Origin of the sequence: Paenibacillus thermoaerophilus (assembly GCF_005938195.1) — a bacterium.
In the GTDB taxonomy this organism is placed as follows: Bacteria; Bacillota; Bacilli; order Paenibacillales; family Reconciliibacillaceae; genus Paenibacillus_W; species Paenibacillus_W thermoaerophilus.
The window spans coordinates 33,557-49,614 of the sequence record NZ_VCQZ01000001.1 but is presented as its reverse complement, the minus strand read 5'-3'; the positions used below and the strand labels follow the sequence as shown (position 1 = coordinate 49,614).

The 16,058-nt window shown below is 62.8% G+C and carries 12 protein-coding genes and 1 other annotated feature; of the genes, 1 reads left to right on the top strand and 11 read right to left on the bottom strand.

Annotated elements, in window-relative coordinates:
- Positions 1–141: 141 nt before the first annotated feature.
- From holA to FE781_RS00180, 10 genes are all read right to left on the bottom strand, one after another.
- Positions 142–1,179 (bottom strand): DNA polymerase III subunit delta, encoded by a 1,038-nt coding sequence (holA, locus tag FE781_RS00225; protein ID WP_138787622.1) that lies wholly within the window; start codon positions 1,177–1,179, stop codon positions 142–144.
- Between the two features lie 225 nt (positions 1,180–1,404).
- The gene (locus FE781_RS00220) at positions 1,405–2,658 is read right to left on the bottom strand and encodes an anti-sigma factor family protein (protein WP_138787621.1); all 1,254 of its coding nucleotides are present in this window, start codon (positions 2,656–2,658) and stop codon (positions 1,405–1,407) included.
- Complete coding sequence (locus tag FE781_RS00215; protein WP_138787620.1) at positions 2,655–3,203, bottom strand: RNA polymerase sigma factor; 549 nt, start codon at positions 3,201–3,203, stop codon at positions 2,655–2,657. The genes FE781_RS00220 and FE781_RS00215 overlap by 4 nt, the downstream gene beginning before the upstream one ends.
- A 265-nt stretch (positions 3,204–3,468) precedes the next feature.
- The gene (locus tag FE781_RS00210) at positions 3,469–4,329 is read right to left on the bottom strand and encodes a hypothetical protein (RefSeq protein ID WP_138787619.1); all 861 of its coding nucleotides are present in this window, start codon (positions 4,327–4,329) and stop codon (positions 3,469–3,471) included.
- Between the two features lie 29 nt (positions 4,330–4,358).
- Positions 4,359–6,581 (bottom strand): heavy metal translocating P-type ATPase, encoded by a 2,223-nt coding sequence (locus tag FE781_RS00205; RefSeq protein WP_138787618.1) that lies wholly within the window; start codon positions 6,579–6,581, stop codon positions 4,359–4,361.
- 16 nt (positions 6,582–6,597) lie between these two features.
- Positions 6,598–6,792: a hypothetical protein gene (locus FE781_RS00200; RefSeq protein ID WP_138787617.1), complete on the bottom strand. Its 195-nt coding sequence runs from the start codon at positions 6,790–6,792 to the stop codon at positions 6,598–6,600.
- A 150-nt stretch (positions 6,793–6,942) separates the two neighbouring features.
- The gene (locus FE781_RS00195; protein WP_138787616.1) at positions 6,943–9,603 is read right to left on the bottom strand and encodes a DNA internalization-related competence protein ComEC/Rec2; all 2,661 of its coding nucleotides are present in this window, start codon (positions 9,601–9,603) and stop codon (positions 6,943–6,945) included.
- 86 nt (positions 9,604–9,689) lie between these two features.
- Positions 9,690–10,202 (bottom strand): deoxycytidylate deaminase, encoded by a 513-nt coding sequence (locus FE781_RS00190; protein ID WP_138787615.1) that lies wholly within the window; start codon positions 10,200–10,202, stop codon positions 9,690–9,692.
- A gap of 21 nt (positions 10,203–10,223) precedes the next feature.
- Entirely contained in the window at positions 10,224–11,516 is a 1,293-nt protein-coding gene (locus tag FE781_RS00185) for a homocysteine synthase (protein ID WP_138787614.1), read from the bottom strand.
- Between the two features lie 122 nt (positions 11,517–11,638).
- A complete protein-coding gene (locus FE781_RS00180; protein WP_138787613.1) occupies positions 11,639–12,082 on the bottom strand; it encodes a ComEA family DNA-binding protein in 444 nt (147 codons plus the stop codon).
- Positions 12,083–12,245: 163 nt separating this feature from the next.
- On the opposite strand from FE781_RS00180, the gene comER reads away from it, so the two are divergent.
- Positions 12,246–13,079 (top strand): late competence protein ComER, encoded by an 834-nt coding sequence (gene comER, locus FE781_RS00175; protein ID WP_138787612.1) that lies wholly within the window; start codon positions 12,246–12,248, stop codon positions 13,077–13,079.
- A gap of 82 nt (positions 13,080–13,161) precedes the next feature.
- Here the strand turns inward: comER and leuS are convergent, their stop codons facing one another.
- Entirely contained in the window at positions 13,162–15,600 is a 2,439-nt protein-coding gene (gene leuS / locus FE781_RS00170; protein ID WP_138787611.1) for a leucine--tRNA ligase, read from the bottom strand.
- A gap of 42 nt (positions 15,601–15,642) precedes the next feature.
- Positions 15,643–15,854: a binding site (T-box leader), on the bottom strand.
- Positions 15,855–16,058: the final 204 nt, after the last annotated feature.

The following is a 16,058-nucleotide window of genomic DNA, read 5'->3' as shown; positions in this document are numbered from 1 at the left end:
CCGGACCGATGGCGAAGCCCGGCCTGCCGCACACATCCCGTTTTTTGGTAAGCATTTTCAATAAATCAATTATAATTCCTCTTGCCGACAGCGGCAAGCCCGGAACCTGTTTGTTCCGGGCCTGCCTATACGGGGATGCCGTCAGCTCGCAAGCTTCAGCAAAAACAACTCCAACCCCAGCGCCTTGTCCACCTTGCCCGTCTTCATGGCGAAATCCAGCTCCGCCAGGTCGGAGAGCAGCTCCGCCAGCCGATCGGCCGGGAAGCGGCGGGCCTGCTCGGCCGCCAGCTTCGCCGCGTACGGGTGCAGACCGAGCCCGGAAGCCATCTGCTGCGGCGAATAGCCTTGCTGGGACAGCTCCTTCGTCTGCAGCATAATCCGAAACTGCCGGGCGAGCAGCGCCGCGATCTTGATCGGCTCCTCCTTCTGCAGGAGCAGCTCCCGCAGCATGTCCATCGCCTCGCGGACGCGCAGATGGACGGCGTGGTCCACCAGCAGGAAGACGTTCTGCTCGGCCGTTCGGGCGACCAGCGAATCGACCGCCTCGACATCGACCCGGGCACGGCCGTTTGCCCCGCCGGACGAAGCCGCGTACAGGCCGATCGTCTCGATCGCCGACGCCATCGTCCGCAGGTTGCCGCCCGCATTGAGAATAAGCCGTTCCGCCGCTCCCGGCTCGAAGGCGAACCCCGCGCGCTCGGCTTGCTTGACCGTCCACGCTCTTAATCCGTCTTCGTCCAGAGGAGCGAACGACAGGCAGCAGCCGCTGTCCTTCAGCCGCTTCACCAGCTTTTTCCGCTCGTCAAGCTTATCCGCCTGAACGGTCAGCAGCAGGATCGAATGCTCCGCCGGGGAATCGAGGTAAGAAAGCAGTGCTTCCGGCTTATGCTCGACTTTGCCGCTTTCCTTGGCCCCGGTCAGGAAAGTCGCGCCCGTGGCCACCACAACCTTGCGGCTCGCCAGAAACGGCATCATGTTCGCTTCCTCGATGACGGCCTCGATCGGCGTCTCCGCGCAGTCGAACCGGACGAGACCGAGCTCCCGCTCCTCCGGCGCCAGCCACTGATCGACCGCAAACGTCACGAACTCCTGCATCAAATAATCTTCGCTGCCGAACAACACATATACGGGCCGGGACTGTCCACGGGAAATATCCTTGGCCGCGCTCCGGTAATCCATCTGACCGTGCCTCCAATCCGAACCCATTTTAGCAAAAAAAGAGAGATGGCGTCAAAGCCGCTTGCGCGGTCCGACGCCATCCCCGTGCCCAACCATCTATATAAACGTCGCCCGGAAGGTCCCCGGGTTGCCCCCGTGCGGCGGATATACGGAGTTGGGTGCCACTCGACATTCTCTACCCTACTATACGCGACTCGTCGCCTGCGCGTGCAGGCGATCGCCCAATTAATTGACGGTTTTCTCCGTCCCCGACGACAAATCCACTTCGTAACGGAACCGTTTGCCGTCTACGGCCGCTTCGTATTGAAACCGGTTGTCGTCCACCCATTGCACCGGCGTCACCACGGCTTCCGCCTTCCAGCTCAATTGGGATCGGTACAGGATGTCCCCCGTACGCAGGTTCCGAACCGTCATCCGCCCTTCGGCCAACAACGCGACGCGCGAACCGTCGGGCGAGACGAGGCCTTCTTCCGCCCATGCCGGCAATATCGAAGCGATCCCCATCGTTTGGCCGCCGTTCGGGACGGGAGCGTCCATGACGGTCTTGCCTTGCCCGTCCAAGGCCGGCTGAAATCCTTGTTCCGCCCCCCCGTCCTGGTCTTGTTTGGCCAGATCCTTGTCCTCGGCCGGCGTGCGGGCCGGGGCATCCGGGCCGGCCGGATCGGAAGTCGGAGCGGGCGTCGCCTGCGGCTGGCCGTTCTGCGCGTCCGACGGAGCCGGCGTGCGGGCCGGGGTTCGCTCCGATACGCGGAACGGCGTCGGACCGGAAGCGGCTTCGGGCGAGCCGCCGATTTCCAGTTTGTTCTTCATGTCCCCGCCGGCCCCGGGCAGCTTCGGGCTGCTGTCCGGGCTTCCGGAGCGATTCTCCGTCCCGGAGGTTTGGCCGTACTGATCGGACGTGGAGAGAGCGGAGGCGGCGGCGTTGTCGCCGGACATCTCCTTCGATCCGCCCGAAGCGGCGGCTCCCTCCGATCTCGTCTCGGCGGACTCCGCCGGGTTCGGAACCAGATCGGCGGCCTGCTTCGCCCGATCGTCGAAACTGTCTCCTCCGGACAGCGTCACCACCGCAAACGCGACGGTCGCCGCCACCACTCCCGCCAAACCGTAGGCCCAGCCGAAGCTTCTCCGGCCCCGGCTGCGGTCCGCGCGGCTGGAGGAGCGGCCGCGCGGACGCTCCCCGGCTTGATCGGCCTCGGCGGCCGGCTCCGCCGGTCCGTCCGGTTCCTCGAACAGGAGCAGCCGTTCCCGGTCGGATATTTCCGTTGCGGACAACTGCGGCAGGATGGCGTCCACCAGGCTGAACGGCGGAGCGACCTTCGGCAGCTCGCGCAATTCGCCGTCGAGCCGGATCAGCCGGGCAAACAGCGCCTGGCAGCCGGAACATTCGTCCAGATGCTCCATCAGCAGACGTTCTTCCGCTTCGTTCAAATCGCCGTCCACGAACCGTTGCATCAAGTCCGTCGCGTCTCCGCAATTCATCCCCGGACACCTCCCTTCTCGTATTCTTGCAGCATCTGTTGAAGCTGCTGTCTGGCCCTGAACAAGTAGGATTTCACCGTATTCAGCGGAAGATTCAAGCTGTCGGCGATTTCTTGATAAGAAAAGTCCTGCAAATACCGAAGCACAACAACCGTCCGATGGTGCTCGGGAAGTCGGCCGATCGCCTCCCGGACATCTTTGGCGGCATCCTGCGTCAAGATCGAACGTTCCACGTCAGTCTCGGCTGTAAAACTCATGTCATGCTCCTCAATCGATACCGTCGGTTTGGCGCGTCTGAATTTGTCGATGCAGATGTTGGTGACGATCCGCTGCACCCACGTTTTGAACAACGCCTTCTCCTCGTACGAATCGATCTTCCGATAAATGCGGATCAGCGCTTCCTGTGCCGCATCCTGCGCATCCTGTTCGTTGCCGAGTATGTAGTAGGCTGTCCGGTAGACGTGAGTTTCTATTTGTCGCAAAAGAGTGACCAGAGCGTCGCGATCGCCCGCTTGAGCAGCTTTGATTAATTCAAGAGCTACCAAGTGAACCTCCCCTCTGCAACCTTATGGACGTGTCGAACACGCAAAAAAGTTGCACCATGAATAAAAAAATGATACCAGAAATCTTGGTAGGAAGAAATGGAGAAAGAGTTCGGGGAGCGCGGGATTCCGCCGGCGGACAGCAGGTTGGGGCGCGTCCCGTTCCTGCTCCCGAAGACCGTTTCCCGGCGGGATTCGGCAAAAAAAAGAGGACCCCGCAAAAGGTCCTCTTGCCCGATTCGTTCGCGAACGGTGTCGATCTCCGCCTTTACGGCACCCGGACGACAAAAGAAACGGTCACCACTTCGCCGTTGTGCTTGAATTGCCCCCACAGCTTGTAGACGCCGCTTTCCGGGAAAGTCGTCGCGAATCTCGCCTCCGGACCGGAAGCCCGTTCGTCAATCGGATGCACGTGCAGGTAACGCTCCGCATCCCCGCTCAAAATGACCACATGGCCGACGGCTCCGAGGTACGGCTGAAGATCCGTGATGGGGGCTTGCGTCCGTTCGTCTTTTAAGGTAAAAACAAGCGTCGTCTCCCGGCCGGCCTCCAGCCGGTCGAAGGAAAGCTCGATCCGCTTGCCGTCCGCGGTTTTCGCCAGGCTGGCGTCGGGCCGGAGCGGCTCCGCGGCGGCCTGTTCGCCCTCGACGGAGACCCATTCCGTCTTGGTCATGGCGGACCCTCCCGTCGGGACGAAATCCGCAATCAGCTTGTACTGCCCGCCGCGCGGAAAAACCGTCGAGATCTCGAACACGCCCTGGCCTTTAAACTCGGGATGCACATGCCGGAAAAACGACAGATCCTTGCTGACGATAATCAGATGCTGCTTCTCTTCGTGGACCGTATCGAATTGTTCGATCGGCCGGCCGGCCGCCGACAGTTCGATCCGAATCGCCGTTTCCCGGTTGGCCTGGGGCTTGCTTCCGTCCGCCAGCGTCCAGACCGCGGACACCTGGTCGGCTTGAATCCGGGCGCCGGCATCTCCATGTCCTTCATGTCCCGCGCCGTGTCCGTCCGCGTGCCGGCCGGCATGACCGTCGGCCCGTACGGCCGAAGGATTCGCCTCCCCCTTGCCGCACGCCGCGACGAGCATCGCCAGAAGCACAAGCGCTGCCGCCGTTTTGTTCATCCGCATAACCTCCATTTGCTTGTCGCCGCTCATAGATTGATCCGTTGCAGCCTCAACGCGTTCAGCACGACGGATACGGAGCTGAGCGCCATGGCCGCGCCCGCGACCCAGGGAGCCAGCAGCCCCATCGCCGCGACGGGAATGCCCAGCGTGTTGTATCCGAGCGCCCAGAACAGATTTTGCCGGATGTTCGCCATCGTCTTCCGGCTGATCGTTACCGCGTCCGCGATACGGTTCAGGTCGCCGCTCATCAGCGTGATGTCCGCCGCTTCCATCGCGACGTCCGTACCCGTGCCGATGGCCATGCCGATATCCGCGGTCGCGAGCGCCGGCGCGTCGTTGATTCCGTCCCCGACCATGGCGACGACTTTGCCTTGCGCCTGCAGCTTTTTGACTTCGTCGGCCTTGCCTTCCGGCAGCACCTCGGCCCGGACCCTGTCGATACCGGCTTGTCTGGCGATCGCTTGCGCCGTCCGCTCGTTGTCGCCGGTAATCATCACGACCTCGATTCCCATCCGCTTCAGCCGGGCAATCGCTTCCCGGGACGTCTCCCGGATCGTATCGGCAACGGCTACTACGCCCTCGCAGCGGCCGTCGATCGCGACGAGCATCGCCGTTTTCCCTTCCTCCTCCAGATTCGCCATTTTTCCATGCGCCCATCCGGCCTCCACGCCGAATTTTTCCATGAGCCTGCGAGTCCCGACGAGAATTTCCCGGCCTTCCGCCTCCGCGCGGATGCCGAATCCGGGAATCGCCTCGAACCGGCTCGGCGGCTGCAGCTCGATGCCTTGGGCGGCCACCCCCGACACGATCGCCTCGGCCAACGGATGCTCCGAGTTTTTCTCCGCCGCCCCGACCAGACGCAGGAACGCTGTCCGGTCCATCCGTTCGACGATAACGTCGGTCAGCTCCGGCTTGCCCTTCGTGACGGTCCCCGTCTTGTCGAGCAGAATCGTATCGATCTTGTGCGCCTGCTCCAGATGTTCGCCGCCCTTGAACAGCACGCCGAGCTCGGCGGCGCGGCCGGAACCCGCCATGATGGAAGTCGGGGTCGCCAATCCGAGCGCGCAAGGGCAGGCGATGACGAGAATGGCGATGGCCGTCTCCAGCGCCTGGCCGAAGTCGCCGGGCGAAATCCAGAAGTACCAGATCCCGAAGACGATAACGGCGACGGCCACAACGATCGGCACAAAGATGCCGGAGATGACGTCGGCGATCCGCTGGATCGGCGCTTTCGAACCCTGCGCCTCCTCGACGGCCCGGATGATCCGCGACAGCGCCGATTCCTTGCCGACTTGGGTCGCCCTCACCGTCAAGCTGCCGTATTTGTTCAAGGTCGCGCCGATGACGGTGTCGCCCGGCTTTTTCTCGACGGGGATGCTCTCGCCGGTCAGCATCGACTCGTCCACGGCCGAGCTGCCTTCCACGACTTCGCCGTCCACCGGCACTTTCTCGCCCGGTTTGACGATCACGATATCCCCGGCGGCGACCTGTTCGACCGGCAGCACCAGCTCGCGGCCGTCCCGCACGACCAAAGCCGTCTTCGCCCGAAGTCCCATCAGCGTCTTGATCGCTTCCGACGCGCGTCCCTTGGCCAGCGATTCGAGCAGCTTGCCCAGGAGAACAAGCGTAATCAGGATGGCGCTTGTCTCGTAATACATCGGGGGGGTATGGTGCGAGCCTCCTTCAGCCGCCCACTCCAATGTCAGATACAAGCTGTAAAAGTAAGCGGCCGACGTGCCCAGCGCCACCAGCACGTCCATATTCGCGCTTTTGTTGCGAAGCGCCTTGTAAGCGCCGGAATAAAACGGCCAGCCGATATAAAACTGGACCGGCGTCGCCAGCGCCAACTGGGTCCACGGATTCATGAACAGGTCGGGTATCCAGATCCGCGATAAGAAGGAAAAGTGGCTGACCATCGACCAGAGCAGCGGCAGAGACAGGATCGCGGACAGCAGCAGCTTGCGCTTCTGGCGGCGAACGGCTTCCTCCCTGCGGTTGTCCGCTTCGTCCCGGTTCGTCCGGGGAACGGCCTGGTAGCCGAGCTTCGCCACCTTTTCCTGGATCTGCTTCAAATCGACCTGAGCGGGATCGTACGTTACGGTCGCCTCTTCCATCGCGAAATTCACATGGGCTTGGGCAACGCCGTCCATTTTATTTAAACCCTTTTCGATCCGGTTGGCGCATGCCGCGCAAGTCATGCCGATGATCTGCAGGGACGTTTGTCTGGTGTCTGAGGTGTTGGCGCTCATCGGGATCTCTCCTTGTTCATTGGCCGTTCGCGATATAGCCGCGTTGTTCGGCCGCGTCCGGCGCGACCCGGCTCTCGTCGTATTCGGAGGCGGAGCGGCCGTCCCGCAAATCGGGAGGACAGGCCGCTCCTATCGAATTCAGCGTGTCTGTAATAGAATGGGCACAATTGCTGCGGGACATGCCCCGGACTTGAAGCGTTACGCTTTTCATCGAGTGATTCACCCTTTCCGTTGTCGTCGATGATTGTCGCCTTTTAGATATATAGTATACCCCCGTATGGTATACAAAGTCAACCGGCGCATCGCATCAGCGAAACGCGGAAGGGCCAACAGGCCGACCCCCGGCCCAGCGTGCCGGGGGTCAGCTTGTTTTCGTACGGACGCTTCGCGTTCGGCCTCCGTCCAAAAAGCCTGCGACCGAATAACCGTCCGGGCCGATTCGAACCGTGATCTCGCCCGATTCGTCCGTTCGCCACAGCCGCGCCCCCGACGTTACGATTCTGGCGGTCACGGCCGGATGGGGATGGCCGTACACGTTGTTCACGCCCGCTGATATGACCGCGTTCCGCGGCTTCCATGCCGCCAGCCACTCCGCGGAAGTCGACGTCTTGCTTCCGTGATGCGCGATCTTCGCGATATCCACCGGCGACCGGCCGGCTAGTCCCCCGGCGGCTTCCGCCGTTTCGAGCCAAGCTCGTTCCTCATCTTCGGTCATGTCTCCGGTCAGCAGCAGCTTGACGCCATGAATTTCGGCAAGCAAGACGACGGAGAAGCGGTTCTGATGGTCCGCGTCGATCAGCCGGGGTTCCGGACGTCCGGATGCTCCGGGCGGCGCGAGAACGGTCAGCCGGGTATCGCGGTCCGGCTGCCAGGTGGCGCCCGGTTCGGCCGCCAGCAGCTTCACGCCGCGGCCGAGCGCCGTCTCCAGCAGCTTGCGGACGGAAGGGGCATCCTTCCACGTGCCGTTCACGAGAAGCCGGTCCGACGGAATTTCCTCCAGCACCGCCTGCAAGCCGCCGACATGGTCCTGGTCGAAATGCGTCGCGACCACGAGATCGAGGTGGCGGACGCCCCGTTTCTTCAGCAGCGGCACCAGCAGCTTGCGCCCGACCTCAAACGGATCGTCCCGCCGCTTCCATTCCTCCCCGGGCTTGAGGAAGGACAGCGTCCCTCCCCCGTCGATCAACAGATTCCGGTCGTCCGGCGTCCGGATCAGAATCGCGTCCCCCTGTCCGACATCGAGAAAATGGACGGTCGCTTCCCGTCCGAGCCGCTCCGGCGGCCAATAAGCGACGGCCAGCAACACGGCCAGCAGCGCGGCGGGCCGGATCGCCCGGCCCGCTCCCGCGCCCGGCTCGCGCCGGAAGCGCAGCAGCCCGCTTACGATCAGCGTCAACGCCGCGTAATAAGCCGCGACCCACCATCCGGGCGGCGTCGCCCAGATAAGCGTGCCGGCCTCGATCCGGGCCGCGAACCCGATGACGGAGAAGGAGGCGTCGTTCAGCATACGCACGAGCGAAGCGAGCGCGCGGCCGGCCGGCTCCCACGCGAAACCCGCAAGCATCGACAGCGTCCCGGCCGGAAGCACGATCAGGCTGATGTACGGCACGAGAACCAGGTTCGCGGCGAACGACCACAACGAGAACTGGTTGAAATAATACACCGTGACGGGAAACGAAACGAGCTGGGCGACAACCGTCACCGCCAGCGCCTGCTTCGCGGCTGCCGCCGCCTTGCCGCAGAGGACACGGGCGGCGCCGCCTGCTGCGAGAGGGCCGGGCTCCGCCGCCGGACGCTCCGCCCGTTCCTCGCCGCCGCTCCAACCCGTTATGGCCAGCACCCGGGGCACAAAGCCGATCAGTCCGGCGGTCACGAGAAACGACAACTGGAAGCCGACATCGAGCAGGCTGTACGGATTCCAGAGCAGCATCAGCCACAGCGCCGCCGCCAGCACATGCAGGCCGTCCTTAAGCTTGCGCCGTTTGGCCAACTGCAGGCCAATCATCGCCATGAGGCCGGCCCTCACGACGGATGGAGCCGCGCCGCTGAAGGCGACATAGCCGGGCACGGCGATCATGGCCGCGGTCAGTTGCGTTTCCCTCGTCAGCCCGAACATCCGCAGCGCCGCCAGCACCGCGAACAAAAACACCGCAACGTGCATGCCGCTGATCGCGAGAATATGAGTCAATCCCAGCTTGGCGAACTGCGAATACCGCTCGGGATCGATATCGTCGCGGATGCCGACGATCAGCCCCTTCATGTAGCCGCCTTGGTCTTCCCCGAACAACGCGTCGAGCTTCGCCGAGAACAACTGGCGAACATCGTCGACCGCCTGCAGCGGCGCATACAGGCCGAGAGCTTTCGCCGGCCCGGCGCGGACGGACTCCGTGCCGTCCACGGCGAGCTGCCAGTGGATGCCCTGCTGCCGAAGATAGCTCCGGTAATCGAAGCCGCCTTCGTTGCGCGCGGTGTTGGGCAGCTTCAGCGCGCCCGCCAGCTCCAACCGGTCGCCCCGGCCCCACCGCAGCGCGGCGGCCTGCTCGGATTGCGCGCGCAGGCGGATTCTTACCTGCAGCAACTCCCCCCGGGCGCCCGACGCCGCTTCGCCCCCTCCCTCCGCCGTTACCGCCATTCGCTCCGTCTTCATCCGAAACGCGGCCAGATCGCCGTCCACCTCGACCGGGGAGTCGATCGTCCCGATCGCCCGCACCGTCATGCCGTTTAAGGCTTCAGCGTCGTCCGCGCCGAAAGCCGCCGGCAGTGCCGAAACGTTGCGTTCGTCCAGGGCGTGCGCGTAGACGCCCGACACGGAGGCAAGCGCGGCCCATAAGGCGATCGGGGCGGCCTTAAACGAGCGGACGCGCGCCCAGACCGCCAGCAGCAAGACGAGCGCCGCGCCTGCGGCGGCCGCATGACGCCCGCCCGTCTGCCAGCCGAGCCCGATTGCCGTCCCGGCGGTCCACGCGGCGGCTCCGGCCGGCAAGGGCCTGCTTCGGATCGCTTCGGTCATCCGCTCAACCATGTGCTCCCCTCCTGCGCCCCCTGAAAATAATAAAGAACCCCGGCATCTCGCTTGGCGAATGCGGGGTTCTTCCCTGCGGGTGCTTATTAATTGGTTACCGCTTCATCCGTTCCGGCCGGCGGCTCGTAATTCTCCAGACGGCGGAACCGGATGCCGACCTGGTTCATCAACGCCATTACCTTGTCCTGATCCTTCGGATAAGACCGGTGATAGACGATTTCCGCTATGCCGCTGTTCGCGAGCATGTTCGCGCACGTCCAGCACGGCTGGTCGGTGACGTAGACGATCGAGCCCTCCCGGTCGTGGCGGTCTGTGAACAGCAGCAGGTTTTGTTCCGCGTGAATCGTCCGGACGCAGCGCTGCTTGGCCACGACCTGCTCTTGACCGTCAACACGTTTGATTTCGTACTCCTCCACCAGCATGCACCCTGCTTCGGAGCAGTCGGGCACGCCCATCGGAGCGCCGTTATAGGCGGTGCCGAGCAGCTTTTTGCCCTGCACGAGCACGGCTCCAACATGCCGCCGAGGACATTGGGAACGGGTTGAAACCATGTAGGCGATATCCATGAAGTAGGTATCCCAACTTTTTCGACGCGTCATTGCGGTATTTCCGTCCTTTCCTTACGCTTGGCTCGCTTCGATCGCTTGCTCCAGATCATACAAGATGTCCTCGATCGCCTCGGTGCCGATCGACAACCGGATCATGTTCGGCGTTACGCCCGTCGACAGCAGTTCATCGCCTTCCAGTTGGCTGTGCGTCGTGCTGGCCGGGTGAATGATAAGCGATTTGCTGTCGCCGACGTTCGCCAGATGGGAGAGCAGCTTCACACTGTTGATCACTTTGCGGCCCGCCTCCAGACCTCCGCGAATGCCGAACGTCAGAATCGCGCCTTGGCCGCGGGGCAAATATTTGCGCGCAAGCGCGTTCGACGGATGGTTCTCCAGCCCCGGGTAGTTCACCCACTCGACCGCGTCGTTGCGCTCCAGCCAGCGGGCGACCGCCAACGCGTTCTCGCTGTGCCGCTCCATCCGCAGATGCAGCGTCTCCAGACCTTGCAGCAGCAGGAACGAGTTAAACGGCGAGATCGATGCCCCGATGTCGCGAGCCAATTGGACGCGAGCCTTGATGATATACGAGATCGGCCCCAACGCGTCCCAAAACACAAGCCCGTGATAGCTCGGGTCCGGCTCCGTAAAGCCCGGGAACCTTCCGCTGTCCTTCCAGTTGAAGTTGCCGCTGTCCACCACCACGCCGCCGATGGACGTCCCGTGGCCGCCGATGAACTTCGTGGCCGAGTGCACGACGATGTCCGCGCCGTGTTCGATCGGACGGAGCAGATACGGACTCGGAAGCGTGTTGTCCACGATCAGCGGCACGCCGTTCTCGTGGGCGATGTCGGCCACGGCCCGAATATCGAGAACGTCGCCCTTCGGATTGCCGATGGATTCGGCGTAGATCGCTTTCGTCTTGTCGTTGATCGCCTTGCGGAAGTTCTCGGGATCGGACTGATCGACGAACCGGACGGTGATGCCGAACTTCGGCAGCGTGTTGGCGAACAGGTTATACGTTCCGCCGTACAGGCTGGTCGACGAGACGATCTCGTCTCCGGCTCCGGCGATGTTCAGGATGGAGTATGTAGTGGCGGCTTGCCCGGAAGAAGTAGCCAGCGCGCCGACTCCTCCTTCGAGTGCGGCGATCCGCTTCTCGAATACGTCCGTTGTCGGGTTCATCAGACGGGTGTAGATGTTACCGAATTCTTTGAGCGCGAACAAGTTCGCCGCGTGCTCGGTATCCCGGAATCCGTACGAAGTGGTCTGGTAGATCGGTACGGCGCGGGACAGCGTTGCGGGATCAAGTTCCTGGCCGGCGTGAACGGCCAGCGTCTCCGGCTGCAGCTTGCGTTCTGGCGACATGCGTAAAGCCTCCTCTACAGGATCAGTTCGGTTCTCGTCCATTGTCTCATATACAGGCGCAATTGGAAAGGGTTTCCCAATCGGTTCTTTTCGTTTTTTGTTCGCGCCGGCGGTACGACCCGCTATTCCCCCACGTAAACGAGCGGACGCAGCTTGTCCATCGTCGCCGGACCGATGCCCGGCACGTCGTCCAGCTCCTCCGCCGATTTGAAGCCGCCCCGCTTCGTCCGCCATTCGATAATCGCCCGGGCGCGGGTCTCGCCGATACCGGGCAGCGACCGGAGCTCCTTCAGGCCGGCCCGATTCAGGTCGATCCGCCCGGACGGAGCCGAGGGCTCCGGTTCGTCCGGAAGGCGGGCCGCTCCATCGGTTGGCGCATCGCCGGCGCTCTCCCGCTCCGCGGCCAACCGCTCGCGGACGGCATCGTCGAGGACGATCCATCCGTCCTCCCGGCCGGGCCATTCCCGCATCTCGCGGTCCGCCGGCCACAACTGCAGAGCCAAAGGCAGCACAGCGGCAAGCAGCCATCCGTACGGACGGAGTCTCCGCCCGGTTTCGACGCCCATCGTACAACCCCCCTGTCAAACGCCGTCATACGCGGCGTCCTGCGTGCATAAGCATAACATAACTTGTATGAATCGTTCGCTCGGCGCTACGCCGCGATTGCCGCCGGAAGACAAGCCGCAGCCTCTCGCGTGATCAGGCCGACGAAAGGAGGAACTCTGCGCGATGAAAGCCGGCTTTATCGGCACAGGCAGCATGGGGAGCCTGCTGATTGAAGCGTTTATCCGCTCGGGAGCGCTGAGCCCCGAACAGATCCTGGTGACCAACCGCACGCCGGCCAAAGCCCGCCTTCTGGCTGAACGTTTTCCGGGCGTCGCCGTCGCCAGCTCGAATTCGCAGGCAGCCGCCGAATCGTCCATCCTGTTTCTGTGCGTCAAACCGATGGAGTTCAAACGGGTGATCGACGAGATCCGTTCCGCCGTAGCCCCGTCCCAAATCATCGTCTCGATTACGAGTCCCGTCCAGATTCGCCACCTCGAAGAGGAGCTGCCGGCAAAAATCGCCAAAGTCGTCCCGAGCATCGCCAACCGCGCGCTTGCGGGCGCCACGTTGTGCGCTTACGGCAAGCGGATGCGGGAAGAGGACATATCGGCGCTCGAATCGCTGCTGTCCCGCATCAGCACGCCGATCCGGATCGACGAACGGCACACGCGCGTCGCTTCCGATATATCCAGTTGCGGCCCCGCGTTTCTCGCCTTTTTCCTGCAGCAATTGGTGGACGCCGCCGTAAGAGTGTCGGGCATCCCGAGGGAAACGGCCCTGCGGATGGCCGTGCAGATGGCCGGCGCGACCGGCTCCCTGCTGGCCTCCGGCCAGTTCACCCCGGAGGAGTTGCAGGCTCGCGTCGCCGTGCCCGGGGGCATCACGGCCGAAGGGCTCAAGCTGCTCGACCGCGATCTGAACGGCGTATTCGACGAGCTGCTGCGGGTGACGCACGCCAAATACGAGGAGGATCTCGACAAGCTGGACACGTTGTTTTTCGGCACGATCAAGGATTAAAAGAGAAACGGACGGACGCCCGGCCGGCGGAGCATCATGCCCACGCGCGGCCGGGTCGTCCGTCCGAATGCTTTTCGAACGGTTAACCCGCGACGATATTGACCAGCTTGCCTTTTACCTTGATGACCTTGCGCACCGACTTGCCCGCGATCAGTTCCTTCACGCGTTCGATCGCCAACGCCAGCTCCTCCATCGCCGCCTCGTCGAGATCCGCCGGGATTTTGACGCGGTCGGCGATTTTGCCGTTCACCTGCACGACGATCTCGACTTCGTTGTCGACCGTCAGCGCCGGATCGTAGGTCGGCCACGGCACATACGTGATCGTGTCGTTGTGGCCGAGCCGCTGCCACAGCTCCTCCGCGATATGCGGGGCCAGCGGCGACAGCATCTGCACGAAGTTTTTCATCGCTTCAAGCGGCAGCGATTCCTGCTTGTAGGCTTCGTTGACGAAGATCATCAACTGGCTGATCGCCGTGTTGAAGCGCAGCGCTTCGATGTCCTCGGTGACTTTCTTGATCGTCTTGTGCCACGTGCGCACGAATTCGGCGTTCGGCTCGCCCGCGCCGATCTTCGGATTGAGCTTGCCCTCGTCCGTCACGAACAGCCGCCATACGCGGGAGAGGAACCGGTACATCCCTTCGACCCCGTTCGTGCTCCACGGCTTCGTCGCCTCCAGCGGGCCCATAAACATCTCGTACATGCGCAGCGTGTCGGCTCCGTACTCGTTCACGATGTCGTCCGGGTTGATGACGTTGCCGCGCGATTTGGACATTTTCTCCATATTTTCGCCGAGAATCATACCCTGGTTGACGAGCTTCTGGAACGGCTCCTTCGTATGCACTACGCCGATGTCGTACAGCACCTTGTGCCAGAAGCGCGCGTACAGCAGGTGCAGCACCGCGTGCTCGGCTCCGCCGATGTACAGGTCGACCGGCAGCCATTTTTTCTGCAGCTCGGGCGAGCAAATTTCCTTGTCGTTGTGCGGGTCGATGAACCGCAGATAATACCAGCAGCTTCCCGCCCATTGCGGCATCGTGTTCGTCTCCCGGCGCGCCTTCATCCCGGTCTCGGGATCAACCGTGTTGACCCAGTCCGTGACGTTGGCCAGCGGCGACTCGCCGGTTCCCGACGGCTTGATCTCGTCGATATCCGGCAGCAGCAGCGGCAGTTGATCCTCCGGCACAGGCTTCATCGTGCCGTCTTCCAGATGCAGGATCGGGATCGGCTCGCCCCAGTAGCGCTGGCGGCTGAACAGCCAGTCGCGCAGGCGGTAGGTCACTTTGCCTTGTCCGCGGCCGTTCGCTTCGAGCCATTCGATCATTTTCGCGATCGCTTGCTCGTTGTTCAATCCGTTCAGGAAACCGGAGTTGACGTGCGGGCCGTCGCCGGCGTAAGCCTCCTTCGACAGATCGCCTCCCTGGACAACCTCGACGATCGGCAGGTCGAACTTTTTCGCGAACTCGTAGTCGCGCTGGTCATGCCCCGGCACGGCCATAATCGCGCCCGTCCCGTAGCCGCCCAACACGTAATCGGCGATCCAGATCGGAATTTTTGCGCCGTTCACCGGGTTCACCGCGTACGCTCCCGTGAATACGCCCGATTTGTCTTTGTTCAGGTCGGTGCGCTCCAGATCGCTCTTGCGCGCCGACATCTCCCGGTATTCCTCCACCGCCGCCTTCTGTTCGGCCTTCACGATGCGGTCCACCAGCTCGTGCTCCGGCGCCAGGACGCAATACGTCGCGCCGAACAGCGTGTCGGGACGCGTGGTGAATACGACCAGTTGCGCGTCTTCGTGTCCGTCGACCGCAAAGGTCACTTCCGCGCCCTTGGACTTGCCGATCCAGTTGCGCTGCATGTCCTTGATGCTCTCCGACCAGTCCAGCTCTTCGAGATCCTCCAGCAGCCGCTCGGCGTACTCCGTAATTTTCAGCACCCATTGCCGCATCGGCTTGCGGATGACCGGATGGCCGCCGCGTTCGCTTTTGCCGTCGATGACCTCTTCGTTCGCCAGCACCGTTCCGAGCGCGGGACACCAGTTGACAGGAACTTCGGCGACGTAGGCCAGCCCTTTTTTGTACAGTTGCAGGAAAATCCACTGCGTCCATTTGTAATATTGCGGGTCCGTCGTGCTGATCTCGCGGTCCCAATCGTACGAGAAGCCAAGCGACTTGATCTGGCGGCGGAAGTTGTCGATGTTCTTCACCGTGATGTCGCGCGGATGCTTGCCCGTATCGAGCGCGTGCTGCTCGGCCGGCAGGCCGAACGCGTCCCAACCCATCGGGTGCAGGACGTCGTAGCCCTTCATCCGCTTGTAACGGGACACGATATCGCTGGCGGTGTATCCTTCCGGGTGGCCGACGTGCAGGCCCGCTCCGGACGGATACGGGAACATGTCGAGCGCGTAAAACTTCGGTTTCGAGTCGTCGTTCAGCACGCGGAACGTTTTGTGCTCATCCCAGTATTTCTGCCACTTGGGCTCGATCACCTGGGGGCGGTAGCCGTGTTCGTGTTCTTGCGCCATGATCGTCTGTCTCCCTTCAAGAATAAAAAAAGCTCCCCTCGTTCCAGGGACGGGACTTCACCCGTGGTACCACCCTGGTTAGCAAATGCGGGAAGCGTGCTTTGCTCACTCTGGGCCCTTAACGCGGGCGTACGTTCCGGCATTGGGACCGGACGGCTCCGAGGCGAGTTCGCACAAGATCACCTGCCGGCTTGCACCAACCGCCGGCTCTCTGGAAGGGTCTCCATGCTACTATTCCTCTTCCTGGCCTTTACTGGAAAAGTTTTTACGCCTGATTATACCGCAAATCGACCCGTCTCGTCAAATGGTTGTTCCGATACCGCACGCCTGCGCCTCCAGCCGCCGACGGCGGGCGCTTCCCGGCTCCGCGGCTCCCTCCGGCCGGCTTCCCCCGCGCTGCTCGTTGCGCGCGGGAGTCCGGATCAAGTACAATGAGACAATCGGAAAATCAAGTCAAA

Coding starts and splice junctions, on each gene's coding strand:
- holA (WP_138787622.1), bottom strand. CDS start 1,179: ATGGATTACCGGAGCGCGGCCAAGGATATTTCCCGTGGACAGTCCCGG.
- FE781_RS00220 (WP_138787621.1), bottom strand. CDS start 2,658: ATGAATTGCGGAGACGCGACGGACTTGATGCAACGGTTCGTGGACGGC.
- FE781_RS00210 (WP_138787619.1), bottom strand. CDS start 4,329: ATGAACAAAACGGCGGCAGCGCTTGTGCTTCTGGCGATGCTCGTCGCG.
- FE781_RS00205 (WP_138787618.1), bottom strand. CDS start 6,581: ATGAGCGCCAACACCTCAGACACCAGACAAACGTCCCTGCAGATCATC.
- FE781_RS00200 (WP_138787617.1), bottom strand. CDS start 6,792: ATGAAAAGCGTAACGCTTCAAGTCCGGGGCATGTCCCGCAGCAATTGT.
- FE781_RS00195 (WP_138787616.1), bottom strand. CDS start 9,603: ATGGTTGAGCGGATGACCGAAGCGATCCGAAGCAGGCCCTTGCCGGCC.
- FE781_RS00190 (WP_138787615.1), bottom strand. CDS start 10,202: ATGACGCGTCGAAAAAGTTGGGATACCTACTTCATGGATATCGCCTAC.
- FE781_RS00185 (WP_138787614.1), bottom strand. CDS start 11,516: ATGTCGCCAGAACGCAAGCTGCAGCCGGAGACGCTGGCCGTTCACGCC.
- FE781_RS00180 (WP_138787613.1), bottom strand. CDS start 12,082: ATGGGCGTCGAAACCGGGCGGAGACTCCGTCCGTACGGATGGCTGCTT.
- comER (WP_138787612.1), top strand. CDS start 12,246: ATGAAAGCCGGCTTTATCGGCACAGGCAGCATGGGGAGCCTGCTGATT.
- leuS (WP_138787611.1), bottom strand. CDS start 15,600: ATGGCGCAAGAACACGAACACGGCTACCGCCCCCAGGTGATCGAGCCC.